Origin of the sequence: Herbidospora sp. NBRC 101105, from assembly GCF_030269205.1 — a bacterium.
In the GTDB taxonomy this organism is placed as follows: domain Bacteria; phylum Actinomycetota; class Actinomycetes; order Streptosporangiales; family Streptosporangiaceae; genus Herbidospora; species Herbidospora solisilvae.
The window spans coordinates 587,889-613,473 of the sequence record NZ_BSSX01000006.1 but is presented as its reverse complement, the minus strand read 5'-3'; the positions used below and the strand labels follow the sequence as shown (position 1 = coordinate 613,473).

At 70.9% G+C, this 25,585-nt stretch carries 19 protein-coding genes; 13 read left to right on the top strand and 6 right to left on the bottom strand.

From position 1 onward, the window contains the following. Positions 1-68: 68 nt before the first annotated feature. Genes QSK34_RS26590 through QSK34_RS26580 form a run of 3 tightly spaced genes read left to right on the top strand, consistent with a single transcriptional unit; the run spans position 69 to position 2,369 of the window. Positions 69-632 (top strand): hypothetical protein, encoded by a 564-nt coding sequence (locus tag QSK34_RS26590; protein WP_285587743.1) that lies wholly within the window; start codon positions 69-71, stop codon positions 630-632. Positions 633-642: 10 nt separating this feature from the next. Beyond that, a complete protein-coding gene (locus QSK34_RS26585) occupies positions 643-1,731 on the top strand; it encodes a sensor histidine kinase (RefSeq protein WP_285587742.1) in 1,089 nt (362 codons plus the stop codon). Further along, a complete protein-coding gene (locus QSK34_RS26580) occupies positions 1,728-2,369 on the top strand; it encodes a response regulator (protein WP_285587739.1) in 642 nt (213 codons plus the stop codon). Before QSK34_RS26585 ends, QSK34_RS26580 begins: the two co-directional genes overlap by 4 nt. Here the strand turns inward: QSK34_RS26580 and QSK34_RS26575 are convergent. Next, positions 2,366-3,388, bottom strand: coding sequence for a TrmB family transcriptional regulator (locus tag QSK34_RS26575; RefSeq protein ID WP_285587737.1), 1,023 nt, complete (start codon positions 3,386-3,388; stop codon positions 2,366-2,368). The two genes, QSK34_RS26580 and QSK34_RS26575, sit on opposite strands and share 4 nt — an antisense overlap. A 90-nt stretch (positions 3,389-3,478) precedes the next feature. Here QSK34_RS26575 and QSK34_RS26570 point away from each other — a divergent pair, with 90 nt between their 5' ends. The 4 genes from QSK34_RS26570 to QSK34_RS26555 all read left to right on the top strand — a co-directional run bounded on the left by QSK34_RS26570 (position 3,479) and on the right by QSK34_RS26555 (position 11,216). Continuing rightward, positions 3,479-6,751, top strand: a complete 3,273-nt coding sequence (locus QSK34_RS26570) for a S8 family peptidase (protein ID WP_285587735.1) — start codon at positions 3,479-3,481, stop codon at positions 6,749-6,751. An 86-nt stretch (positions 6,752-6,837) separates the two neighbouring features. After that, on the top strand, positions 6,838-8,862 hold the full coding sequence (locus QSK34_RS26565; protein ID WP_285587733.1) for a WD40 repeat domain-containing serine/threonine protein kinase: 2,025 nt from the start codon (positions 6,838-6,840) through the stop codon (positions 8,860-8,862). Positions 8,863-9,267: 405 nt separating this feature from the next. Continuing rightward, positions 9,268-10,746 (top strand): RICIN domain-containing protein, encoded by a 1,479-nt coding sequence (locus QSK34_RS26560; protein WP_285587732.1) that lies wholly within the window; start codon positions 9,268-9,270, stop codon positions 10,744-10,746. Positions 10,747-10,877: 131 nt separating this feature from the next. Next, positions 10,878-11,216, top strand: coding sequence for a hypothetical protein (locus QSK34_RS26555; RefSeq protein WP_285587730.1), 339 nt, complete (start codon positions 10,878-10,880; stop codon positions 11,214-11,216). Between the two features lie 26 nt (positions 11,217-11,242). On the opposite strand, the gene QSK34_RS26550 is transcribed toward QSK34_RS26555, so the two are convergent. Further along, positions 11,243-11,794: an NADPH-dependent FMN reductase gene (locus QSK34_RS26550; RefSeq protein ID WP_161482813.1), complete on the bottom strand. Its 552-nt coding sequence runs from the start codon at positions 11,792-11,794 to the stop codon at positions 11,243-11,245. 114 nt (positions 11,795-11,908) lie between these two features. Between QSK34_RS26550 and QSK34_RS26545 the strand changes: the two genes are divergently transcribed. Continuing rightward, positions 11,909-12,832, top strand: a complete 924-nt coding sequence (locus QSK34_RS26545) for an AraC family transcriptional regulator (RefSeq protein ID WP_285587726.1) — start codon at positions 11,909-11,911, stop codon at positions 12,830-12,832. A gap of 76 nt (positions 12,833-12,908) precedes the next feature. Beyond that, the gene (locus QSK34_RS26540; protein WP_285587723.1) at positions 12,909-15,764 is read left to right on the top strand and encodes a CARDB domain-containing protein; all 2,856 of its coding nucleotides are present in this window, start codon (positions 12,909-12,911) and stop codon (positions 15,762-15,764) included. 37 nt (positions 15,765-15,801) lie between these two features. Here QSK34_RS26540 and QSK34_RS26535 read toward each other — a convergent pair whose 3' ends face one another. Continuing rightward, positions 15,802-16,371 (bottom strand): TetR/AcrR family transcriptional regulator, encoded by a 570-nt coding sequence (locus QSK34_RS26535; RefSeq protein WP_285587720.1) that lies wholly within the window; start codon positions 16,369-16,371, stop codon positions 15,802-15,804. A 92-nt stretch (positions 16,372-16,463) separates the two neighbouring features. Here QSK34_RS26535 and QSK34_RS26530 point away from each other — a divergent pair, with 92 nt between their 5' ends. Further along, complete coding sequence (locus tag QSK34_RS26530) at positions 16,464-17,882, top strand: FAD-dependent monooxygenase (RefSeq protein ID WP_285587717.1); 1,419 nt, start codon at positions 16,464-16,466, stop codon at positions 17,880-17,882. Positions 17,883-17,904: 22 nt separating this feature from the next. Here QSK34_RS26530 and QSK34_RS26525 read toward each other — a convergent pair whose 3' ends face one another. The 3 genes from QSK34_RS26525 to QSK34_RS26515 form a co-directional block, all read right to left on the bottom strand. After that, positions 17,905-18,030 (bottom strand): hypothetical protein, encoded by a 126-nt coding sequence (locus QSK34_RS26525; RefSeq protein ID WP_285587714.1) that lies wholly within the window; start codon positions 18,028-18,030, stop codon positions 17,905-17,907. Between the two features lie 201 nt (positions 18,031-18,231). Next, the gene (locus tag QSK34_RS26520; protein WP_285587713.1) at positions 18,232-18,963 is read right to left on the bottom strand and encodes a hypothetical protein; all 732 of its coding nucleotides are present in this window, start codon (positions 18,961-18,963) and stop codon (positions 18,232-18,234) included. Between the two features lie 53 nt (positions 18,964-19,016). Beyond that, a complete protein-coding gene (locus QSK34_RS26515; RefSeq protein WP_285587711.1) occupies positions 19,017-19,910 on the bottom strand; it encodes an NAD(P)H-binding protein in 894 nt (297 codons plus the stop codon). Positions 19,911-19,979: 69 nt separating this feature from the next. Between QSK34_RS26515 and QSK34_RS26510 the strand changes: the two genes are divergently transcribed. The 3 genes from QSK34_RS26510 to QSK34_RS26500 all read left to right on the top strand — a co-directional run bounded on the left by QSK34_RS26510 (position 19,980) and on the right by QSK34_RS26500 (position 25,401). Continuing rightward, positions 19,980-20,786 (top strand): LysR family transcriptional regulator, encoded by an 807-nt coding sequence (locus tag QSK34_RS26510; RefSeq protein WP_285587709.1) that lies wholly within the window; start codon positions 19,980-19,982, stop codon positions 20,784-20,786. A gap of 42 nt (positions 20,787-20,828) precedes the next feature. Beyond that, entirely contained in the window at positions 20,829-24,884 is a 4,056-nt protein-coding gene (locus QSK34_RS26505) for a golvesin C-terminal-like domain-containing protein (protein WP_285587707.1), read from the top strand. Positions 24,885-24,957: 73 nt separating this feature from the next. Beyond that, complete coding sequence (locus tag QSK34_RS26500) at positions 24,958-25,401, top strand: hypothetical protein (protein ID WP_285587706.1); 444 nt, start codon at positions 24,958-24,960, stop codon at positions 25,399-25,401. The last annotated feature ends 184 nt before the right edge of the window (positions 25,402-25,585 follow it).

The window sequence follows — 25,585 nt, the reverse complement described above, 5'->3', positions numbered from 1 at the left end:
CCGCGGCACTTATCCGCAGAAGCCGCCTCTCCTACCGTCGGAATCCCCTCGGTCAAGGAGTCCTCCTCATGCCCTCTCCCCTGCTCCGGTTCGGCGCCGTCTGCGGCGTCGTCATGGCGCTGTCCGTCGGCGTCCCCGGCGCCGTCGAGGCGTTCACCGGCGAGACGACGGTCACCAGCCTCGTCATCGGTCTCGGGGTCGCCTTCGGGCCGCCCGCGCTCACCGCCTTCCATCTGCGGCAGAGCGAGGTCGCCGGCCGGTTCGGCGCGGTCGCCTACGCCGTCAACATGATCGGGCTCACCCTCTTCGCCGGCATCGCCTTCGCGCTCAACCTGGTCGTCTTCTTCCTCGACGGCGCGGTGACGCGGGAGCTGCTCCAGGGGCCCACGAAGGTCGTCCTGCTCGGCGGGACGGCGGTGTTCGTGGTCGGCACGCTCCTGTTCTCGGCGGCGATGTTGCGCGCGGGCGTCTTCCCCCGGGTGCCCGCCGCCGGGTACGGCGTCACGCTGACCGCGCTTGCGGTCGGCGCGTCGTTGCCGGACGGCGTGCTGACGAGTCTGCTGCACGTCCTGGTCGCCGTGACGCTCATCTGGTTGTCACTATCGGTGCGGCGGTATGCGGACCGACCGTAGTCTTTCCGGCATGGCCCTGTCCCGTCCGGTGCCGTGGGTGTCGCCGGTGCTCTACGGCGCGGTCCTCCTCGCGGGTCTGTACGCCTGGCTGGCCGGGGTGGGCGACACCCGGCCGGTGCCGTTCGTGGCGGGGCTGGCGGCGCTGGCCGTCCTCGACCGGTGGGAGCACCGAATCGGCCCGGTGGTGCTGCTGGCCCTGCGGGTGGGGTTGTTCACGCTGGTCGCGTCCGCCGACGGGGCCGGGTTGTCGCGGGTGTTGTTCGTGCTGGTGCCGTTCACGGCCTACTTCACGTTCGGGCGGACGGTCGCCGGGGCGCTCGCCGTGGGGTGCGTGGTCGTCATGGTGGCGGCCGGGCTGGTCGGCGACCCGCACTGGCTCGCCGACGCCGGGCAGGTCTCCGACCTGCTGATGTTCTGCGTGGGGCTGGTCCTGGCGGTGACCATGGCGGCGGTGGCGGCCGAGGAGCGCCGGGCGCGGATGGAGCTGGCCGCTTCGGCGGCGGCGGTCGCCGAACTGTCGGCCACGGCCGAGCGCAACCGGGTGGCCAGGGACATCCACGACGATCTCGGGCACCACCTGACCGCGATCGTGGTGCTGCTGGAGAAGGCCGCCGCGTTCCGTGACCTCGACGCCGAGGCGGCCGACCGGGCGGTCGCCGACGCGCACGGCTCGGCGCGGCGGGCGCTGGAGGACGTGCGGCGCTCGGTGCGCACGCTGCGCGAGTCCTTCAGCCTCGAAGAGGCCCTGTCCGCCCTGGTCGACGGGCAGACGGATGTGGTGCTGGAGTTCTCCGGCGAGGAGGACGGGCATGATCCGGCGGCGTTGCGGGCCCTCTACCGGGCGGCGCAGGAGGGCATCACGAACGCGCGGCGGCACGCCCGCGCCACGCGTGTGTCGGTCGCCGCGTCGCTGGATTCGCGGGGCGCGGAGTTGGTGGTCAGCGACGACGGGCGGGGCTTCGTGCCCGGGAGCGAGGGGTACGGGCTGCTCGGCATGCGCGAACGGGTCGAGCTCGCCGGCGGCCGGGTCGACATCGGCGGCCCGCCCGGCGGCGGCACCCGGCTGACCGTCACCATCCCCCGCAGGAGCGCGCCGTGAGCGACGAGCCGGTGCGGGTGCTGGTCGTCGACGACCAGGGGCTGATCAGGGAGGCCATCGCCTCGCTGCTCGGCGTGCAGCCCGGCGTCACCGTGGTCGGCACGGCGGCCGACGGCAATGAGGCGGTCGAGCAGGCGGTCGCCATGCGGCCCGACATCGTGCTGATGGACGTCCGGATGCCGCGCATGGACGGCGTGCGCGCGGTCGCCGCGCTCCGCGACCGCGCGCCGGAGGTCCGGGTGGTCATGCTGACGACGTTCGACGACGAGGAGTACGTGCTCGAGGCCCTGCGCGCGGGGGCCACCGGCTACCTGCTGAAAGACCTCCCGGCGCGGGAACTGGCGGCGGCCGTGCGGCTCGCGCACGCCGGGGTCGCCCAGCTCGACCCGGGGGTCGCCGCCCGCCTGGTGGCGACCGGCGGCGCCCGTGCCCCGCGGGCACAAGTGCCGCTGACGGCGCGGGAGCTCGACGTCCTGCGGCTGGTGGCCGCCGGGGCGTCGAACCGGGAGATCGCCGACCGGCTCTACCTCAGCGAGGGCACGGTGAAGAACCACATCTCGCGCATCCTCCAGCGGCTCGGCCTGCGCGACCGCACCCAGGCGGCGGTCTACGCCCGCGACCACGGCCTGCTTCCCTAGACCAGGCCCCGCCGGCGGGCCTGGACGCCGGCCTGGAACCGGGTCTCGGCGTTGAGCTCGTCGAAGAGGTGGCGCAGCCGGCGGCGCAGGCTGCGCGGGCTGGTGCCGAACTGGCGGGCGATGGCGTCGTCCTTGAGCCCGGCCGCCAGCAGCGCCAGCAGACGGCGGTCCTCCAGCTCGAGGTCCATACGCTCCCCGTCCTCCTCCGGCGCGAGGTCGCCGACCGGCTCGGGCCCAGATGCGCGCGGGGTCGCGGGCGGGGCGGCCTGCGGGTACATCGGCACCGCCTCGCGCCACATCCGCTCGAACAGCTCGACCAGGGCGACCACCATGGTGGATCCCCTGATCAGCACGCTGCGGCTCACCGGCTGGTGCAGGTGGAGGTGCAGCGGCATGATCGCCACCCGCTGGTCGGCGAGCAGCATCTTGAACGGCAGGCCGGGCAGCACCCGCGCCTCCTCGCCCACCTGGAGCATGGTGTCGAGCTGGTCGAGCGCGCCCTCGTGCTGGAAGGCCTCCGGCGCGTAGATGGTCCGGTAGCGGACGCCGTCGCGCAGGCGGTCGCTCTGGACGGGGTTGCGGTAGTCCAGCACGTACGGCGGGCGGTCGAAGGTGAGCACCTCGTCCTTGGCCTCCTGCTGCACCTGGCGGTACCACCGGGCGAGCACCTCGGGCCCGGCCAGCACCTCGAACTGGCCGATGTCGTCCGGATCCTGGCCGACGGCGCGGAAGGCGGTCTCCAGCTCGTCGGCCGTGTCGGTGATCCGGTCCAGTTCGCCCTGCAGACCCCGGACGAGAGTACGTATCGCGGCCCCCGGGCTGGTCGCCGTCCACCGGGGCGAGCGGCCCCACAACCGGTTGATCAGGCCCTTGGCCTGGAGTCTCGTCAGCGAGGACTGGATGCGGCCCGAGCTCTCACCGCTCCTGGCGACGAGCTCCTGCACCGTGATGCCGGGAGAGGCCAGCACCGCCCGGTAGATCCGTTCGTCGAACGCGCTGATGCCCAGCACTTCAAGCATAGGGAGATCATGGCCATTTCCGGCGGCTGCCGCAATCGGCCACAGGAGCACCATTGGCATCAGAGTTAACGGACAGTTAGAAATCTGGTCGTGCTACAGCGAACCATCCTCACCGGCGTTCTGATATCAGCGCTGGTAGCGGCCGCCGCCCCTGTCCAGGCGACCCCCGCCGCAGGCCCGGCCTCCCCCGAACCCGGACGGGTCCCCCCGAAGACGATCACCCTCATCACCGGGGACACGGTCACCCTCCGCCCGCTCCCCGACAAGCAGACCCAGCTGGACGTCACGCCCGGCCCCGGCCGGGAGAAGATCACCTTCGTGCACCGGCGCGGCCAGGACGGCCTCAGCGTCGTCCCGGCCGACGCGATGCCCCTGCTGGCCGAAGGCCGGCTCGACCCCCGGCTGTTCAACGTCACCCAGCTCGCCGCGTTCGGCTACGACGACGCCGCCAGCCCCGCCCTTCCCCTGATCGTCACCTACGGCGGCGACGTCTCCCGCCTGCGCGTCGCCGGCGGACGCCCGCTGACCGCGATCAACGCGATGGCCCAGCACGAGTCCCGCGCCACGGCGGGCACCCTCTGGAAGTCGCTGACCGCCCAGGCCAGAACCGCCGCCGCCCCCGAGAAGATCTGGCTGGACGGCAAGGCCAAGCTGTCGCTGGACGTCAGCGTCCCGCACATCGGCGCGCCCCAGGCGTGGGCGGCCGGGCACACCGGCAAGGACGTCAGCGTGGCCGTGCTCGACAGCGGCTACGACCCCGACCACCCCGACCTCAAGGGCCTGGTCGTGAAAACCGCCAACTTCACCTCCGAGCCCGACGTCCGCGACCTGAACGGGCACGGCACCCACGTCGCCTCCACCATCGCGGGCTCCGGCGCCGCCTCGGGCGGCACCCACAAGGGCGTCGCCCCCGGCGCGAAACTGATGATCGGCAAGGTCTGCGAGCAGAGCGGCGACTGCCCCGACTCCGGCATCATCGAGGCCATGACCTGGGCGGCCGAGAACGGCGCCCGCGTCGCCAACCTCAGCCTCGGCAGCCCCGACGCCCCCGGCGACGACCCGCTGGAGCAGGCCGTCGACAAGCTGACGGACACGTACGGCACGCTCTTCGTCGTCGCCTCCGGCAACTCCGGCCCGCAGTCGCTCGGCTCGCCCAGCAGCGCCGACCGCGCCCTGTCGGTCGGCGCCTCCTACCGCGACGCCGACGTCGTCGCCGACTTCAGCAGCACGGGCCCCCGCGTCGACGACGGCGCGGTCAAGCCCGACCTCGTCGCCCCCGGCGTGGGCATCGTGGCGGCCCTGGCCGGGAGCGACTCCTACACCGCGATGAACGGCACGTCCATGGCCACCCCGCACGTCACGGGCGCGGCGGCCATCCTGGCCGGGCTGCACCCCGACTGGAAGGCCGACCGCATCAAGGCCGCCCTCATGGCCTCCACCGCGCCCGGCGAGGAACTGGGCGCCTACGTCCAGGGCTCGGGCCGGGTGGACGTCGCCCGCGCCGTGATCCAGCAGGTCACCTCCGACCCCACCGCGCTGACCATGGGCGACTTCGAACTGCCCGCCTCACCCGCCAAGCGCACCCTCACCTACCGCAACGACGGCGACGCCGCCGTGCGGCTGAACCTGAGCGTCGTCGCCAAGGACGGGCAGGGCGCCACGGTGACCCCGTTCACGCTGGGCGCCACCACGGTGGAGGTGCCCGCGCACGGCACCGCGCAGGTCGAGGTGACCTCCGAGGCGTCCGCGATCGGCCGCTACAGCGGCACCGTCATCGCCACCGGCGACGGCGTGTCGGTGCGTACCGGCATCGGCATGCGGGTCGAACCGGAGAAGCGGCGGGTCAAGCTGACCTTCACCGGCTCGGACCGCAAGCCCGCCGCCGCCGCGTTCGCCGGCGTGATCGACATCGACGCCCGGGAGCAGACCAACTACGACGTCTCCGGCGGCACCCTGGACCTCAAACTGCAGAAGGGCCACCGCTACACGGTCGTCACGCTCATGCTCGACCACGACGGCACACTCGTGATGGCCGCCGACCCCGAGTTCACCCTCGACGCCGACCGCGTCATCACCGCCGACGCCCGCGCGGCCCGGCCGGTGGACGTCCGGACCCAGGAGCCGACGGCCCGCCTGGCCATGGGCATGCTCGGCATGCTCCAGCTCGTCGAGGGCAAACAGCCCTTCGGCGTGGACGTCGACCTCGCCCGCGACGCCGACCGCGTCGAGGGCGTCAAGGCCATCCCGTCGGGACGCACGGCGAGCAAGAAGTTCGCCTACTACCGGTGGACCCAGTGGGCCAAGCCGAACGGCGACGGCTACGACGCCAGCCCGTACTGGTACCACCTGATGAAGGCCGAGCCCGGCATCCCCGCCGACCCCGGGTACCGCCCGCGCCGCCAGGACCTCGCCGAGGTCACCTCGACCTACGCCACCCAGCAGGACGGCAAGCACGGCGAACGCTTCGCCCTTCCGGTCCTGTACGGCGAGGAACTGGCGTGGATGCCCTACGGCTCGTTGTCCACGTTCCCGCTGCCGTTCCGCCGCACCGAGTACTACACGCCCGGCGAGACCGGCTGGTACCCCTCGTTCATCCAGTACAAGTCACTGGACGCCTGGGACAACATCGACCAGTTCTTCTTCGGGCAGACGACGACCTTCCGAGCCGGCCAGAAGAGCACCGACCGCTGGAACACCGGCGTCTTCGCCGCCTCGCTGAACCCCGGGAACCACTCCTGGCGTGAGGACGACCTCATCCAGTTCGCCACCGGCCAGTTCGAGGACGCCGTCCCCGGACGCTACTCCTACGGCGACTACCAGAACCCCCGCGCCACCCTCTACCGCGACGGCAAGGAGATCTTCACCACCGACTCCTACCTGCCGGGCACCGTCGAGGTGCCTACGGACGCCAAGGAGAGCCGGTACCGCATCACCATGACGGCCGACCGCGCCGCGGCCATGACCCGGTTCTCCACCCGGGTCGACGCCGAGTGGACGTTCCGCTCCGCGACCCCCGCGCCGGGCACCCGCCAGGTGCTGCCGCTGCTGGCCGTCAAGATCAGCCCGGAGTTGGACGACCGCAACCGCGCCCCCGTCGGCCGGATGCGCATCCCGCTGACGCTCCAGCGCCAGGACGCCTCCCCCGGCCTCAAGGTGCACACGCCGACCGTCGACATCTCCTATGACGACGGCCGCACCTGGCAGCCGGCGAAGGTGCACGCCGCGGGCAAGAACGCCTGGGCCGCCGAGACCGACCACCCGGCCACCACACGCGGGCGCTTCGCCTCCCTGCGCGTGAAGGTCGCCGACACCGGCGGCAACACCTTCGCCGAGACCGTCACCAGGGCCTACGAGATCCGCTGAACCCGGGAACCCCGCCGCCCCGTCCAGGGGCGCGGGGTTCCTCTCATAGGGTGGAGACCGCCCGAGTGGTCCGAAGAAGGAGCGGGATGCCGGACGTTCACCCGCTCCGCCCCGGAGACCCCCAGCGCATCGGCGCCTACCGCCTGCTCGGCGTGCTCGGCTCCGGGGGCCAGGGAGTGGTCTACCAGGGGGTCGACGAGGCCGGGCACCAGGTCGCCGTCAAGCTGCTGCACCCTCACCTCAGCCACGACAAACACGCCGCCAGGGGTTTCCTCCGCGAGGTGGAGGCGGCACGACGGGTGGCCGCGTTCTGCACGGCTGCCGTGCTCGACGTCGGGCTCCTGGACCAGCAGCCGTACATCGTGAGCGAGTACATCGCCGGGGACACCCTGCAGGCGCTCGTCCGTGCCTCCGGTCCCCGGACCGGAGGCGCGCTGGACCGGCTCGCGATCTCCACTTTGACCGCTCTGGCCGCCATCCACGAAGCCGGGATCGTGCACCGCGACTTCAAGCCGGGCAACGTGCTGGTCGGGCCCGAGGGGCCCATCGTGATCGACTTCGGCATCGCGAAGGCGCTCGACTCGACCACACTGGCGTCGGGCCCGATCGGCACCCCCGCCTACATGTCGCCCGAGCAGTTCCGAGGCGAGCGCGTGACCCCCGCGTCCGACGTCTTCAGCTGGGCGGGCACGATGGTGTTCGCCGCGACCGGCCGCCAGCCGTTCGCGGGGCGGACCGTGCCCGCCATCGTGAACGCCGTCCTCGGCGCGGAGCCCGACCTCTCCGGAGTGCCCGCGCACCTGGTCGATTCCCTCAGGCCGTGCTTCGCCAAGGACCCCGCGCTCCGGCCGTCGGCGGCCGATCTGCTGGTCCGGCTGATCAGGCCGGCAGGGCCGGTCCCGTCTCCAGAGAGCACCGAGCCTGCGCGGGTGCCGTTCACCGACGCGGAGACGCAGCCCCGTCCGGACGGGAAGATGAGCCGCCGGGTGCTGATCGGCGGCGCCGCCGCAGTGGGCGCGGGGGTGATCTCCGCTCTCGCGATCCTCCGGAACAGAGACGGAGACCCCACACCGAACGTCGGCGAACAGGTCCAACGCTCCACTGCACCATCGGCCACTACACCATCGGCCACCCCTGAGGTCGCCTCGCCCGAGCCCTTCGGCGCGGCGGTCAAGGGGCCCGTTCCCCTGGCCGAAGGAGACGGTGATCCGACGTCCATCACCGCCGCCGGGGCCACGGTCGTCTGCGGCACGTCCGAGGGCGTCACGCTCGTGTGGGACACCGGCACCACCACGCTCACCCGGCTCGGCGACCGCGCCGCCGCGGTCACCTCGGCGGCGATCGGCACCAGCGGCGGCACACCGGTCGTGGCCACCGGGCACACCGACGGCAGGATGCGGTTGTGGAGCCTGAGGGGCGCGGAGCTCGCCGCACACCTTGCCCGCGACCCCGTCATCGCCGTCTCGGCCGGTCAGCGGGCGGTGGCCGTCTCCCAGAAGTACGACAGCCTGCGCGACCTGCACAGTGTCGTCCGCCTCACCGACATCGCCACCGGCGAGCAGATCGGCGCCACGATCACCGACCACTTCCAGGGCATCAGCGGCCTGGCGTTCGGCAGGCTGGGCCACGACGACGTGCTCGTCACCGGTGACGGCGAGGAACGCATCCGGGTCTGGAGCCTCGCGACCGGAGAACTCACGCACTCCTTCCGCACCGGGGACGTCGGCGGCATCGAACGGCTCGCCTGCGGCGAGTCCGGCGGCCGGCCCATCCTGGTCTCCACCCACCTGGACGCCACCCTGCGCGTCCACGACCTGGCCACCGGCAAACGCCGGAAGAAGTGGTCGTTCAGCGACCGCAGCCCCGACGACCGCGGCGCCGCCGCCCTGGCCGCCGGACGACGCGGCGACGTGCCCATCGCGGTGGTCGCCCACCACCCGGCCGGCGACGAGATCACCGTACGGATCTGGAACCTCGACAACGGCGAGATCATCGGCGAACTCGGCCCAGGCCCCACCGCCACCGTGGCCCTGGCCGAGCTCACCGGCCGATCCGTCGTCGTGGGAGCGGCCGAGGACCGCACACTCCGCGCCTGGAGTCTCGGCCCCTGAACCGTTTCCGTGGGTTTGTCACGAGCGACCCCCTTTACAAAGTAAGACCTTCGTTGACTGGACGGAGATGACTGGCGTGTAGCGAGATGTTGACACCCTCGCATGCGAGCGTTAACACTCTTCGGAAATACGTCAGACACATGAATGCAACCCGATCGCCGCTTGCTCGTCGGGAATCACTGCCCCATTGCCAAAACCCCCAGCCACGAGGGATACGCACACGTGTTAACGCTAACAGCCAGGCGGGTCCGCCCAGCGTAGTCACGACGTCGCTCCTCCGCAGGCCAAGGGTCGCCCTACACCGTCATGCAGCCGGTGAACTCCAGCCGTCGTGAACCGAACCACCCGGTCGTCACGCCGACCGAGGACTCCCCCAGTGATGCAGGTCTAGTGATTGGAAGTTTCATGGCACTGAGAACGACCCGGCCGCTCCGCCGGTTACTGGTCGCCGCCGTGGTGACGGCGCTCACCGCGGCGGCGAGCCTCGTCGTCTCCACCCCGTCGGCCCATGCCGCGACCAGTCAGTTCCGGGGCATGAACTGGGCGGTGCTGGGTGACAACTTCAGCACCGGCACGCTCGTCGTGCAGGGCCTGAGTCAGTCCGACAACAACGCGACGGTTCGTGCCAAGGCCAACTCGATCTACGACAGCATGGAATACCTGATGGGGGTCAACACCGTCCGGCTGCCCATCAACACCCACACCGTGGCCAACACGACCTGGTGGAACTCCTACCGCGGCGCCATCGACGCCGCCACCGAGCGCGGCTTCAAGGTCATCCTGGCCTACTGGGAGGACGGCGCCGCCTCCGGCGGCCGGATCACCAACCTGGCCGCCTGGAACACGATGTGGTCCAGCGTGACCAACACGTACGGGGGCAACAGCAACGTCTACTTCGAGCCGATGAACGAGCCGCACGGCTACAGTTCGGCCGAGTGGCGCAACGTCGCGGCCAACTGGCTTACCTATCACACCTCGGCGGTGCCCGGCCGGGTGCTGATCGGCGGCACCGGCTTCAGCCAGGACCTACGGGACATCTGCAACGACAGCCGCTTCAACGCGACGCTGCTGTCCTTCCACTACTACACCTTCTTCTACAGCGCGATGACCTACGACGAATTCCGGAGCCACATCCAGACGCGTCTGGGCAACTGCGCCTCCCGGGCGGTCGCGACCGAGTTCGGCGCGCCGATGGCCACCGGCCTCAACTACGGCGATCCGAACAGCACCGACAACTTCGTGCGCTACCTCCGCGCCATGGCCCAGGTCATGCGGGACAACCAGATGGGCGGCACCTACTGGCCCGCCCTCGGCGGCAAGGTGACGGCGGGTCTCGGCTACGACCACTACTCGATGTTCGCCCTCGGCGGCAGCGGCACCACCCTCAACCTGTCCACCCGCAACGGCTACGGCGCCAACCGGGTCCGGTACGCCTGGGGCGACGCCGTCAACGACTCGCCCCCTCCGTCGGCGTACCGGGTCGAGGCGCGGCACAGCGGCAAGGCCATGGACGTCCAGCAACCGAACACCGCCAACGGAGCGCGCGTCGGCCAGTACACCTACGGCGGCAACGCCTGGCAGCAGTGGCAGTTCCAGGACGCCGGCAGCGGCTACTGGCGTCTCGTCAGCCGCCACAGCGGCAAGTGCCTCGACGTGGTGGGCGCCTCGACCGCCGACGGCGCCGAGCTCATCCAGTACACCTGCGGCACCGGCAACAACCAGCAGTTCCAGATGGTCGCCAACGGCGGCTACTTCCAGCTCCGGGCCCGGCACAGCGGCAAGTGCGTGGACGTGCCGGCCTCCTCGACGGCCGACGGCGTGATCCTCAAGCAGTATCCGTGCAACACCGGCGCCAACCAGCAGTGGTCGCGCGCGGGCGTCTGACGAACCGGACCGGTCTGGGCGTCCCTCCCCGGGGCGCCCGGACCTTTCTCACCCGGGTCCGCGGAAGTGTGAACCTCCCACGAGGTGGAGACGCAAGCGATGACGACATCGCCGCACCTCAGGAGCACGACATGACCGACCCCGTCACCGACGACGACATGCGGCGGGCCCTGGCCGGCACCAAGGCCTACACCCTGGTCATCCTCTCCGCGGGCCCTGAATACGGCAGCGCCGAGGCGCCCGCGCTGGTGTGGGAACACGGCCGCCGCAACTTCGCCCTGCGGGCCGAGGGCGTCCTCAACATCGTCTGCCCGGTCACCGACGACAGCACGACCTGCGGCGTCGGCATCCTGGACACCGACCTCGAGACCGCCCACCGGATCATGTCCGAGGACCCGGGCGTGGAAGCGGGCGTCTTCACCTTCGCCCTGCATCCGGTCCGCAGCTTTCCCGGCGACCGGCTCGCATAGCCCGAACGGCATCCTGGCCCGGCGGCTCAGCTCCTGAGTGCCCGCAGGGCCGAGCCCCAGGCCAGGACCTGGTCGAGCACGACGTTCAGCCGGTCCTCGTGGGCGGCGGACGGCGTGAAGCCGTCGGCGAAGTCGGTGTGGATCGACAGCCCCACCTGGTTCGACACGGTGGCCACGCTGAGCAGGCCCAGAACGTGGCGCAGGTGCGCGATCGCGCGGGGCGCGCCGTCCACGCCGTAGCCGACGAAACCGGCCGCCTTGTTGCTCCATTCCGCGTACAGGAAGTCGAGCGCGTTCTTGAGCGCGCCGGGATAGGAGTTGTTGTACTCGGGGGTCACGATCACGAACGCGTCCAGGGGCGAGATCGTGGCCGACCAGCGCTTGGTGTGCTCGTGCACGTAGCGGCCCGTGGCGGGGTGTTCGGGTTCGTCGAGGTTGCCCAGGTCGTAGTCCTTCAGGTCGACGAGTTCGTATTCGGCGTCGCCTCGCTTGACCGCCAGGTCGCGGACCCACTGCGCCACCGCCTCGCCGTTGCGGCCGGGACGGGTGCTGCCCAGGATGATGCCCACCTTCAGCATGCGGAATGCCTCCTCAATCGGTTACGGAAACCACCGTAGGGAGGCCGGGTGAGATGGTGAATGCGCCGCTGTCCAATATTCATACGCGATCGTCTCAGGCCCTAGACTTCACGCATGGACCTGCTCAGTGACGTGGTGGCCTTCATGCGGTGCGGGCGGCCCGCCTCCGTCCGCGTCTCCTGGAAGGCGCCCTGGGGGGTGTCGTTCCGGGTGGCGCCCGGGTCGGCGGGTTTCCACGTGGTGCTGCGAGGTTCCTGCTGGCTCCTCCCCTCGGAGGGCGGGCCCGTTCCGCTGAGCGTGGGCGACGTGGTGTTCCTGCCGCACAGCGGCCCCTTCGGCCTGGCCGACGACCCCGCGAGAGCGCTGGTCGAGTCGGACTGCGAACCGCACTCGGAGTTGTTCGCCTCGGCCGCGTCCACCGGCTCCGGCGCCGAGACGGTGACGCTGTCGTGCACCTACCGGATCGACGCCGACCGCACCCACCCGATCCTCGACGCGCTGCCCGACGTGATCCACCTCCCCGCGACGCTCGGCAGCCATCCCGAACTCCGGGCCGCGGTCGAGCTGCTGGCCGCCGAGATCGAGAGCCCGCGGCCCGGCACCGACACCGTCGTGACGTCCCTGCTCGACATGCTGCAGCTGTACGTCCTGCGGGCCTACTTCGAGACCCAGGACGAACCCTGCACGCTGTCCGGATGGGCCGCCGCCCTCGCCGATCCCGCCATCGGCCGCGCGCTCGACGCCATCCACCGCACCCCCGCCCACCGCTGGACGGTCGAGTCGCTGGGCGTGCAGGCGGGCATGTCGCGGGCCGGATTCGCACGCCGGTTCACGGGGCTGGTCGGGCAGTCGCCGCTGGCCTACCTGACCTGGTGGCGCCTGGTGAGCGCGGCCCGCATTCTGCGCGAGTCCGACGCGTCGGTGGCGGAGGTGGCCGGGCGGGTGGGATACGGGTCGGAGTTCGCCTTCGGCAACGCGTTCAAGCGCGAGTTCGGGGTGGCGCCCGGCCGGTACCGGCACCGGGTCGTCAGCGGATAAAACTGTTTACGGATTGTATTTCACCGATTACGGAATCTCTGTACAGCCGCCCGCGCCCGCCGGATCCTTGGCAACCATGATGACCAGTCCATTACGGGCAGCGCTCGCGGTCCTCATGGTCATCGCGAGCCTCACCATCCTTCCCGCACCAGCGAGAGCGGCCGGAGACCAGCCGCTCACCGTGCGCATCCTCCTGATCAACTGCGTCGACGCCTGCAACGAACACGGGCTCGAAGCGGCCGGAGAAGGCACCCCCGACTTCTACGGCGAGATCATCTTCGCCGGGTTCCCCGCCCACATCACCCCCAGGGCGCCTGACGACCGGTCGCAGTACGCTCCGTTCTGGACGCTCAAGCGGGACATCCCGGCCAGCGTCGTCCACCAGGACATCGCCATCGGGATCTGGGACCACGACTCGACCGGTGGAAACGACCTGGCCGACACCACACCACGCGCGGGCGACGCGTACACGCACGTCCAGGTGAACATGATCGACGGAGAGGTCACCGGTGACCTGACGTCCTCCACCGGCTGCGTGCACGGCAACGGCGAGCCGGGCGGCGGCATCTTCGGAGCCGACCCGAAGCCCGCCGTGGAGGTCTGCTTCGAGATCACCCCGACCCCCGTCACCGACACCGACGGCGACGGGTTCACCGACTTCGAGGAGTACCGGGGCCGCGACTTCAACGACGACGACGTCGTCGACGTGACCCTGCCGAACGCCGATCCGCAACGCCAGGACATCTACGTCGAGATCGACTACATGCGGAACCGGGGGCCGCAGAACGGGGTGCTGGCGGCGGTCGAGGGAGCCTTCAACGCCGCCACCATCACCAACGCGCACACCGGGGCAAGCGGTCTCGCCCTGCATTTGCTGCTGGACGAGGAGATCCCGTTCGCCACCACCACCTCCTTCGTCACCGTGCCGCCCGGCGCCCCCGCCGACGACTTCGACGTCATCAAGCTGGGCAGCCCGGAGAAGCCGTGCGGCACCTCCGGCACCGGCCATTTCGGCTACGCCGCCGACCGGACCAGCCCGGTCTGCGCGGACATCCTCGCCTACAAGCGCCAGCGGTTCCGGTACGGCCTGTTCGTCAACGGCCTGGCCGGTGCGGGCAGGGGGTCGGGCCGCGCCGAGACGCACGAGCGCGGCGGCGACGACTTCCTGGTCTCCCTCGGCATGTGGACCCCCGCCATGATCGCCGCGGCGGGCGGGCTGAAGGCGGCCGAGGAAGGCACCCTGATGCACGAACTCGGGCACACCCTCGGCCTCGAACACGGCGGCCGTCGTGACGACGGCAGCCTGGACGAGACCAACTGCAAGCCCAACTACCAGAGCGTCATGAACTACGCCTGGCAGGTGCCGAACATCGACCCGGGCCGCCCGCTCACCTACCAGCGCTTCGGCAAGGCGACCCTGGTGGAGAACAACCTCGACGAGACCGCCGTACCGGGCCTGTCCGGGGTTACCCGTCCGGTCATCTACGGAGTGGGCGGCGCCACCTGGCTGGCCGACGGCAACCTGGCGATCGACTGGACCGGCACGGGTGCGCCGTTCTCGTCCGCCGCGCAGGCCAACATCAACCACCTGCCGGGCATCGACGGAGGGTGCGCCAGCACGTCCAGCACCGAGACGCTGATCAGCGAATCGGACTGGGACCGTCTCCAGTACGGCTTCACCAACAGCCCGCACGCGGCGGACGGCAACCACGGCGACATGCCCGAGGAACTGTCCGGCGAGTCGGTGCTCAGGGCCGTCTCGGCCGACCTGACGGTGGAGATGAGCCTCGACAAGGCCGACGCGGCCGGCGGCGACACCGTGACCGCGACCGTCACCATCGGCAACAAGGGCGGCAGCACCTCGACCTCCGGCTCGGTCACCTTCACCCCTCCGGCGGGCGCTCCGGTCACCCGTCCGGTCGCCGACCTCGGCACCACCGGCTCTCGGACCGAGACGTTCACGTACACGGTGCCGTGCACGGTCGCCGACGGCGCCACGCTGACCGCGACCGCGACGGTGGCCGGCAGGAACACGCAGGGCGTCGCGGAGCCCGCGGAGCTGCTGGCCGACAACACGGCCACGGCCGCCACTGTGGCGCACGTCCCGGTCATGGCGGCCACCGCCGCCGCGACCTCGGCCGTGAACGCCGGTGAGAAGATCACCTACACGGTGACCCACCGCAACGACGGCAGCGCCGCCGCCACGGGGGCCACGCTGAGGCACACCCTGCCGGCGGACGTCTACTACAGCACCGCTCTCGACACCGGCGCGGGCCCGGCCCCGGCGGCCGTGACCAGGAACCCCGACGGCACCACGACGCTGACCTGGCACCTCGGCACGGTCGCCACCGCCGGGACGGGAACCGTCGTCTTCACCGCACGGCCGAGCCTGCTCATGGAGGCGGGCGACACGGTGACCGGCTCCGCCACCGTGACCTACGGCGGGACGAACGGGTGCACGTTCACCCCGGTGACCCGCACCGCCCAGACCACGATCACCGAGGTCGAGCCCAGCCGTCATCCGCTCCTCACCACGGTGTGGGCGCTGAGCCCCGACCTGCGCACTCCGGAGGCGCTGGCCCGCGTCCAGGCCACCGACACGCGCTTCGACGGCGGGGACGACTCCCCCGCCGACGGCGTGTTGTCCCAGCCGGAGGCCTCGGCCGCGTTCTTCCTGCCGGTGACCCAGCCGCGCACGCTGCGGGCGGAGCTGCTGGCCACCGTCCTCAACCTGGCGACCCGCAAAATCAACGCGGGCACTGGCGTGCACACCGTCACCCTCCAGCGGCTGGGGCTGCAGACGGTGGGCGACGCCGTCCGGTACGTCCAGGGCACGCTGGCCCAGCCGCCGGCCCTGGGGAACCTCGTCCGCTACACCGACTCGACGCTGATCCTCACGGAGATCAACTCGAACCTGGCGGAACAGTACTGACCATCGCGGTGTGCCTCCCCACGATCGGGAGGCACACTCAGTCGGCGCCCGGCCGGGGGCCGGTCAGGTAGTTCTGCAGGGTGGGGCCGAGCCAGGCGACGACCGTGTCCCGGTCCATGGCCGTGACCGGGGGCAGGCGCAGCACGTAACGCGTCAGGGCGAGGCCGAGGACCTGGGTGGCGATCAGACCGGCGCGGGTGGGGGCGTCGTCGGGCGCGATCGCCACGACCGCCGGGCCGAGCTGGGTGGCGAAGATCTCCAGCATGCGGTCGGCGGCGGCCTGGTGGGTGACGGCGGCGCGCAGCAGCGCCATGAGGGTCTCGTCGCCGTCCCAGCGGTCGAGCACGTGCCCGGCGATGCGCACGCCGATCTGGTCGAGGGGGGTGCCCGCCAGATCGGGGATGCGCAGGTCGAACTCGGCGGCGGCGGCGAAGAGCTTCTCCTTGTTCTCGAAGTAGCGCATGACCATGGCGGGGTCGATGCCCGCGCTCGCGGCGATGGCCCGGATGGTGGCGCGTTCGTATCCGTCGCTGGCGAACAGTTCGCGCGCGGCGGCGAGGATCGCCTCCTTGGTGGCGTCCGAGCGCCGCCCCTTGATCGTCGACATGTCAACAAGTGTAGGCCAACACCTGTTGACATGTCGGACGGCGGCGGGTTCTACTGATGCCAACAAACGTTGACTTACCAAGGGAGCACGTCATGACCGACGTCATCGTGGTCGGCGCGGGACCCACCGGACTCCTGCTGGCGGGCGACCTGGCCGAGGCCGGGGTCGCCGTCACGATCCTGGAACGCCGCGACGGCACGATCTCCAACCTCTCCCGCGCCTTCGGCGTGCACGCCCGGACGCTGGAGCAGCTCGACGCACGCGGACTGGCCGACCGCCTCGTGTCCACCGGCGCCACGCTCGGCGAGGTGAGGTTGTTCGACCGGGTGACCGTCGACCTCGGCCGCCTGCCCAGCCGCTTCCCCTACCTGCTGATCACCCCGCAGTACAACGTGGAGAACCTGCTCCTGGAGCGGGCGCTCGCGGCGGGCGCCGAGATCGTGCACGCCGCCGAGGTCGTGGACGTGCGGCAGGACGACACCGAGGTCACCGTCACCACCACCGCGCAGACCTACCGCGCCGCCTACGTCGTGGGCGCCGACGGCTTCCGCAGCGCGGTGCGGCGGGCCGTCGGCCAGCCCTTCCCCGGCCGGTCGGTGTTGAAGTCGATCATGCTCGCCGACGTGAAGGTGGCCGAGCGGCCCGCGGAGATGCTGACCGTCAACGGGGTCGGCGACGCGTTCGCGTTCCTCGCGCCCTTCGGTGACGGCTACTACCGGGTCTTCGCCTGGGACCGGCGCCGCGCCGTGCCCGACGACGAGCCGCTCACCCTGGACGAGGTCCGGGAGGTCACCCGACGCGCGCTGGGCACCGACTTCGGCATGCACGACCCCCGCTGGTTGTCGCGTTTCCACAGCGACGAACGCCAGGTGCCGGACTACCGCGTGGGCCGCGTCTTCCTGGCCGGGGACGCCGCGCACGCCCACTCCCCCGCCGGCGGCCAGGGCATGAACACCGGCCTGCAGGACGCCGCCAACCTGAGCTGGAAGCTGGCGGCGGTGCTGCGCGGCGCACCCGACCGCCTGCTCGACACCTACCAGACCGAACGCCACCCGGTCGGCCGTTCGGTGCTGCGCAGCAGCGGCGCCATCATCAGGGCCGCCATGCTCAAGTCGCCGGTCACCCGCGCGATCCGCGGCTTCGCGCTACGCCGCGCGTTGTCCGTCCCCAGGATCCGCACGAGGGCCACCGGGCAGATCAGCGGCGTCGGCTACACCTACCCCGCGCCCCGCGGCGCCCACCCGCTGGTCGGCACCCGGGCCCCGGACGTCGCCCTCGCCGACGGCGGCCGGCTGTACGAGGCGCTGCGCGGCGGGCACTTCGTTCTCATCGGCGACGCCGACATCCCCGGGTGGCACGACCGGGTCCGCGTGGCGGCGCCTCTGGCGACCGGCGGTCCCTCGCTGCTCGTCCGCCCGGACGGCTACGTGGGCTGGGCCGGCGCCGACACCGGCGAGCTCGACCGGATCCTGACCGAACTGGCCGGCCGCGACACCCGACGTCCCTGTTGACGGGCCGGGCCCGAGGCCCAGGTCAGGCTCGGGCCAGGAGCAGGTCTTCGACGGCCTTGGGCAGGGTGGTCTCGAAGTCGAGGAGCTTGGCCCACTCGGGCACGACGGTGATGAGGACCATCCGGTCGTAGGCGGGCACGGCGGCCATCACGAGGTGCTCGCCGTCCCACCAGAACCCGATGGGGATCGCGCGGGGATCGACGATCCCAGCAGCTCCCGCGAGATCGGCTGGGCGAGCACCTCGGCGACGTCGTGTCGGCTCATGTCCTTCCCCTTCGTCGCATGAGTTCGTCTCATGAGGAGGACGGAGCCGATCACCGGTTCTCGACATGCCCGCCGCCGGAGTTTCTCAGGCGACCTTCGCCGCGGGCGCCGTCCAGGTGTTGCAGGCGCCGGGCCTGCCGGACTGGTAGCCCTTCTTCATCCAGTACACGCGGTTGGCGAGCTTGCCGTTGTGCTTGAGGTAGGAGTACTCCGGCGGCTCCATCCCCGAGATCACCTGCTTGAAGTCGGTGATCTTACGGCCGAGGCTCCTGGCGGACACCGCCGCGAAGCAGTCGTCCTGCAGGGAGTAGCGGTGCATCTGCTCGGCCATGTCCTCGCCGGTCCGGTCGTTGGGCATCCGATGGTAGGCCGCGCCGATGCCCGTCATGCCGTGGACCACGCCGCTCCACGTGTGGACGAGGGACGCGAAGGCCTTGAGGTCGCTCTTGGCCTTGATCCAGTCGTCGGCCAGCCGCACCTCGATGGTCTGGCCGCAGATCTCGGAGTAGGAACCGGCGATGTCGTTCCCGCTCTGACAGGCCTGCTTGTCGGTCTTGAACCTGACCGGGACGGGCCGGAAGCCGTCGATCGTGCCCTTCCAGGCGGTGTTCAGGCAGGAGACGACCTTCTTGACGTACTTCTCGGTCGAGGACTTGGTGGTGCCCTTGACCGCCTTGCAGGAAACCTTCTCGAGCGCGGGCTTCTTGTAGATCGCATTGTTCGTCAGGGTGGGCTGGCCCTTGATGGGGGCGGCGTGGGCGGGGCCGCTGAACAGGACGAGCGCCGCCACGGCGGCCCCGGCCAATCTCGTGATCATGGCACCGGAGAGTAGCGGGTCCGTCCGTGATGATCGGGAACTCCTCATTTTCCCTACAAAATCTCCACCTCTGACTTCAGGACCTCTTCACACCATTCGCGGAAGGTCGTCGGGCTCGCCGTCCGAGGGGTGCGCCGCACGCCGTCGTCGAGGCCCTCGTTCTTGGCGCGCATCATGTCGACATAGCCGTCGACGAAGGCGTCCCCGAAGCCGCGTCCGGTGAGTGCGGCGCGGAAGTCGGCGAGCGACTGCCGCTCGTAGCGGACCGGGCGGCCGAGCACCTCGGTCATGATGTGCGCCATGTCGTTCGGTGAGAGGGACTCGGGGCCCAGCACCGGGACCTCGCCCGTGCCTGTCCACAAACGGTCGAGCAGCAGGCGGGCGGCGGCGGCGGCGATGTCCCGGGTGGCGGCCACGGGTGTTCTGTGGTCGGGGGCGGCGGTGCCGGTGAACACGCCGTCGGCGCGGATCGACGCCGCCTGCCGGAGCAGGTTGTCCATGAAGCTCGGGTTAGCGAGCGCCCGGTAGGCCACGCCGGTGCTCGCGATGAGGTCGTCCATGGCCAGCGACGCCGTGACCAGTCCGGCGCGGTCGGCGACGGGTGTGTCGCGGCCGAGCGCCGAGACGCCGACGACGTGCCCCACTCCGTGGGTGGTGAACGCCTTCGCGGCGGCGTGGCTGAAGCCGGAGTAGGCGGCGTCCAGGCTCGGCGCCCGCGGGTTCGGCGGGACCAGCCAGAAGACGGCGTCGGCACCGGCGAAGGCGCGGTCGACGACCCCGGCGTCGTCGTGGGAGCCGGTGACGACGTCGACGCGGGCGCGGGCCCGGTCGGGCAGTCTCGCGGGGTCGCGCACGATGACGCGCAACTCCTCGCCACCGGTCTCGTTGAGCAGGACGTCCAGGAGCCGGCTACCGATCTGGCCGGTGGGGGTGGTGATGACGATCATATGGAGAGTGTCGCGGTGTCCGATTTGTGGCGTCCAATACCCTTCTCTGGCCATTGATACCCTGACGGCATGGATCTCGATCTCCGCAAGCTCCGCTATTTCGTCGCGGTGGCCGAGCGCCGGAACTTCGGCCGGGCGGCGGAACAGCTCTACATCGCCCAGCCGGTGCTCAGCCGTCAGATCAGGGCCTTCGAGCAGGAGCTGGGGTGCACGCTGCTCGTCCGGACCACCCGCAGCGTGGAGCTGACCGCCGCCGGGAAGCAGCTCTACGAGGAGGCGCAGGGCATCCTCGCGGCCGTCGCCACGGCGGTGCGGCGGGTCCACGACGCCGATCGGGGCGTCCAGCGGCTCACTGTCGCCTTCTCCCCCGGGCTGCACGTCTCGGACGCGATCCGGGCGTTCACCTCGCGCCATCCGGACGTCGAGACCGACGTCGTACCGACGCGCTGGTGGGAGCAGGACGCGCCGCTCCGGGACGGCCGGGCCCAGGTCGGGTTCCTGCGGCGGCCGTTCGACGATTCGGGGTTGCGCACCATCTCGATCGGACACGAGCCCCGGGTCGCCTGCATGCCCGCGGCGCACCCGCTGGCGGGCCGTGACGAGCTCACCTCCGCGGACGTCGCCGGCGAGCGGCTCCTCGACACGCCGACGCGGCGGACGTCCTCCCTTGAGGAGAAGTTCGAGCTCATCGCCTCCGGGCACGGCATCGGGCTCGTCCCGCTGAGCATCGCGCGCTCCTACTCCCGCCCCGACCTCGTCCACCTCCCCGTCACGGACGCCCCCGAGATCGAGACGTGCCTGGCCGTCCTCGCGGACCGGCGCGAGAAACTGCTGCGCGACTTCCTGGAGATCGCCACCGCGACGCTGCGGCCCTGAGTGGCAAGGTCGTGTCAAGGCGGCCTGCCGATGCTCCCGGGTATGAGACACCCCCGGCGGCTGCTCCTCATCGGTGCCACGATCGCCGCCAGTCTGGCCACCCTGTTGACCCCCGCGACCCCCGCGCTGGCCGAGCCGCCCGCGCCCTCCCCCGCCCCGTCGCCGCAGCAGTTCGAACCGTCGTCCGTCCAGCCCGAGCAGCGTGACCGCGTGCTGGGCGCGAACTGGCAGAAGTCCGCCGACCTCGCCGTCACCACGGCCGGTGACGCGACCGGGTTCCACGTGTTCACGGCGACGGCCGCCTCGGGCTACCAGTGGCGGACCGTCGCCACCCTCACCGAGCCGGGCATGGACACCGACCAGTGGATCGGCAACGCCTGCCTCACCGGATCGGGCGGCACGATCGTGGCGGTCTACGCGCCGCGCTACTTCACCAACCGCGACTGGCTGTTCAGCCGGGGCGCGTTCGCCGCGATCATCGACGCCAGGACCGGCGCCGTCACCAAGCTCCGCGACCAGGTCACCCTCGCCTATTTCAACCCGGGCTGCGGCGCCGGTGACACGGTCGCGCTCACGCAGGGCGTCAGCGAACGGCGCCGCACCACCCGCATCCTCACGGTCGACACCGCCGCCAAGCGGGTGACCAGGGCCGTCGTGACCGCCGGCCAGCTCACCTCGGCCGTCCCCGTGGGCGACACCCTGGTGGCGGCCGACGGGGCGCGGCTCGTCGAGGTGCGGGCGGGCGGGGCGCTCACGCAGCTCGCCGCGACCGAATCGGTGCCCTTCGACCTGCGCGCGACCGCCGACGGCGGCGTGGCCTTCGCCACCCGCGACGGCGCGTCGGTCAAGGTCCGGCAGTACCTGCGCGGGCAGACCCGCGAACTGGCGTCCGGCCGCCTGGGCGAGCTGACGGTTCAGTCCGGCACGAACGGCCGCGTCTTCCTCGTCGGACGGGCCGATCGGCAGGCCGCCCTCCCGCAGGGCGTGTCGCTCCTGGAGGCCCCGGCGGCGGCCGACGTCTCCTCCGACGGCGGCCTGGCGGTCACCGGCGCGGTGATGCGAGGGCTGCGCGGCGGCCCCGGCGCCCCGCCCACGGGACCGCCGGACGCCTCCACCCTGGGCGACGACAGACCCGGCGCCAGCCCCGACGTGCCCGACGCCGAGCCCGTCGACATCACCGCCCAGGTCGTCACGACCAAGACCGACGTCGGCTTCGTGGTGCAACCGGGCGAGGACCTGCTCCCGGCGGCGGCCTCCGGGCGCGTCACCAACCCCAGGCTGGCGCCGGCCCTCCGGCCGGTGGGGCCCGCCGTGACCACGGCCGTCACCGGGACCGTCGACACCGGCTACCGGTGCGCCGTCCCGCGTAACGACCCGGCGATCCAGGTCTACCAGCCGCACTGGCGGCAGGTGGAGTGGGCCGTCGACCAGCTCGTCTTCAAGAACCGGCTGAACGTGACCCGCCCGACCGGCTGGAAGGGTTCGGGCCTGCCCGCGTGGAACCCGCAGACGGAGTTCCCCGTGCCCGACCTCCAGGGCGGCGGCCGCATCCCGGTGTCGATCATGTTCGGCATCCTGGCGCAGGAGTCGAACCTGTGGCAGGCGCAGCGCAGCGTGCTGGAGGGCGAGACCGGCAACCCGCTGGTCGGCAACTTCTACGGCGTCAACATCTACGACGACAACGCCGCCAACGACTGGGACGTCGACTTCACCAAGGCCGACTGCGGCTACGGCATCTCCCAGCAGACCGACAACATGCGCGGCGACGTGTCCCAGTGGAGCCCCAACACGCAGAAGCGGGTGGCGCTCGACTACGTCACCAACATCGCGGCGGGCATGTCGACCCTGGCCCAGAAGTGGAACCAGATCTGGACCGACACCGACGGCCAGGCGAAGGTCCACGACGGCGACCCGTCGAAGATCGAGAACTGGTATCTCGCCGTCTGGGCGTACAACTCCGGCTGGCACGCCAAGGCCGACGCCTGGAAGATCGACAACAACGGCACCCCGAACAACGGCGCGTGGGGGGTGGGCTGGACGAACAACCCCGCCAACTCGACCTACCGGCCGGACCGCCGCCCGTTCCTCGACAACAACAACTACTCCGACGCGGCGCACCCGCAGGACTGGCCCTACCAGGAGAAGGTGCTGGGCTGGGCGGCGTGGCCGATCACCAAGACCTACTGGGACGCGGCCCAGAACAAGACCGTCGCCGAAGGCGGCTACAACTATGCCTGGTGGACGAACGAGGGCTACCGCACCATGATCGTGCCGACGATCTCCAACACGGGGATCGTCGACAACAACGCCTTCTGCGCTCCGGGCAGCGAATGCCTGCCGCCGTCCACGGGGAACGGGCGCGGCACCTGCCAGCGGTCCGACTTCAAGTGCTGGTGGCACCTCCCCACGGAGTGGAAGGACTGCTCGTCGGCCTGCGGCCATGAGGCGTCGTTGCGGTACGACTCCACCTGGGCCTCGACCGAGCGCGCCGAACCGCAGGACCACCTGACGCCCTGTCACACACCCGGGCTGCCGTACATCAGCGGCGACACGACGAAGGTGCTGATCGTCGACGACGGCAAGCAGTACGCGATCCGGAGCAACTGCAACAACAACGGGTGGGACAACCACGGCACGCTGAGCTTCGAGTTCGCCCAGGACTCGGCCGGGCGGGTGCCCGCCAGGGCCGACTTCCAGCAGCTCGGCAACGGGTTCGGCGGCCACGAGTGGTTCGCGTACTCGCGGATGGCCGCGCACAACGGCGACGTGATGAAGGTGACCGGCACCTGGGAGCTCGACCAGCACATCAACGGGTGGGCCCGGGTGCTCGTCCACATCCCGAAACGACGGGCGGAGACCCAGCAGGCCCCCTACACCGTCCACATCGGGGACGGCTCCGCGGAGTACCGCACCCTGAACCAGAGCCGGGAGGTGAACGAGTGGTACAACCTGGGCGTCTTCGAGTTCAAGGGGCCGCAGAGACCGAAGGTGTCGCTCACCAACCGGAACAACGAAGGCGACGGCTCGGCGGCCGTCTCGTGGGACGCGATCGCCTTCCAGGTGCTCGCGAAACGGCCCAAGCACTTCGTGGTCGCCATGGGCGACTCCGTCACCTCGGGTGAGGGCGTCGGGAACTACTACCCGGAGACCGACTTCGAGTACAAGACGCCCCGCTGGAACGCCTGCCGCCGCAGCAGGGACGCCTGGATCCGCCAGACGGTCCTGCCGGGCGAGACCCAGACCATCGGCCAGCTGGCCGACTCCTGGGATCCGAGGCTCGACTTCTCCTTCGTCGCCTGCTCCGGGGCCGCCACCCGGGACCTGACCGTGGGGCAGTACGCGTACATGCAGAACCCGATCGGCTCCTGGTCGGACTACCGGGACGGCGCGGAGGGCCGGTTCCGGGAGGCGGCGCAGCTGAACGGCGACGTCCTGACGAAGAACACGACCCTGGTCGCCCTCACGCTGGGCGCCAACGACGCGGACTGGGACGGCGTCATCCTGGACTGCCTCCTCGGCATCCGATGTCGTCCGGGCGACTTCGAGGACGACCTGCGGGCCAACATCCTGGAGACGCTCAACACCCGGGTGACGCTGGGGGAACAGGCGAACGTCGCGAACATCCTCAAGGAGATCGAGAACGACGCGGACAACAAGAGTCCCTCCAGGGGCAAGAAGGCGAAGATCGTCCTCATGGGCTATCCGGACATCGCCGGCACGTCCCCGCCCCTGACGTTGTGCGGGCAGTTCGGCGTCGACGCGGTGGGCGTGCTCGGCCGGGCCAGCGCGTTCTTCGCCGCCGAGGCGCGCAAGACGGTGGAGGGACTGAAGAACAACGGGTTCGAGGTCTCCTTCGCCGACCCCCTGCCCGCGTTCCAGGGCCACGGCACGTGCGGCACCGACCGGTGGGTGAACGGCCTGATGTTCAGCAAGACCGGCCCGGGTGACTTCACCGACGTCTGGACCGGCTGTCTCGGCGACAGCGTCCGCTGCGCGAGCCGCAGCTCGTTCCACCCGACGAAGAGAGGGGCGCAGGAGTACGCGACCGTGTTCGGCAACCACCTGCGCAGTTCAGAGGTGAACTACACCGGCTGGTAGGAGGCGGCGAAGGCCTTTGCGTTGTCCCGCAAAGGCCTTCTCCCCGGTGGCGCGCTGATCGACTCTTACGGCTATGCGACTCACACGATCAATGATCTCGACGGCGATCGCCCTCTGCATCGGCCTCGCCATCCCGCTGGCCGTCAGCCAGCCCGCCAACGCGGCCTGCGGGACCGTGAACAGCGGCAGCAGCTACTGGGGCTGGAACGGCACCTGGAGCACGCACGTGGTCGGCACCAACTGCTCCACCCGGTATGGACGCTTCGTCTGGGACACCAGCGACCAGTGCTGCAATCCGTGGTGGGTGAAGATCGAGCGGCAGCTGTGGGGCAGCTACGGCTGGCTGACCACGCACACCCAGTCCAAGCGGGTGGAGTTCGGCAACTTCGGCACGCACAACACCGGAACCGTTCCGTCGCGCCCCTCCGACGGCAGCGAGCGCTTCCACGCCTGCTGGGGCGTCGGCTACCAGTCGACCCCGCCCAGCTCCTGGACGTGCGGCGGCTGGGTCAGTTAGCGGGACGTCGCAGGTCAAGGCCCGGTCGCAGGTCGCGGCCGGGCCTTCTGCTCGCCCGGATCAGGACGGTGGAGTAAATGTCCCAGTTCCCGGCCGCCGTTCTTCCGCTGCCCGTCGACCGGCTCGGCCGGATCACCGCCACGCGTCTGCCTGGTGGAACCGGGATCTGCGCCCGGCGCCGCGG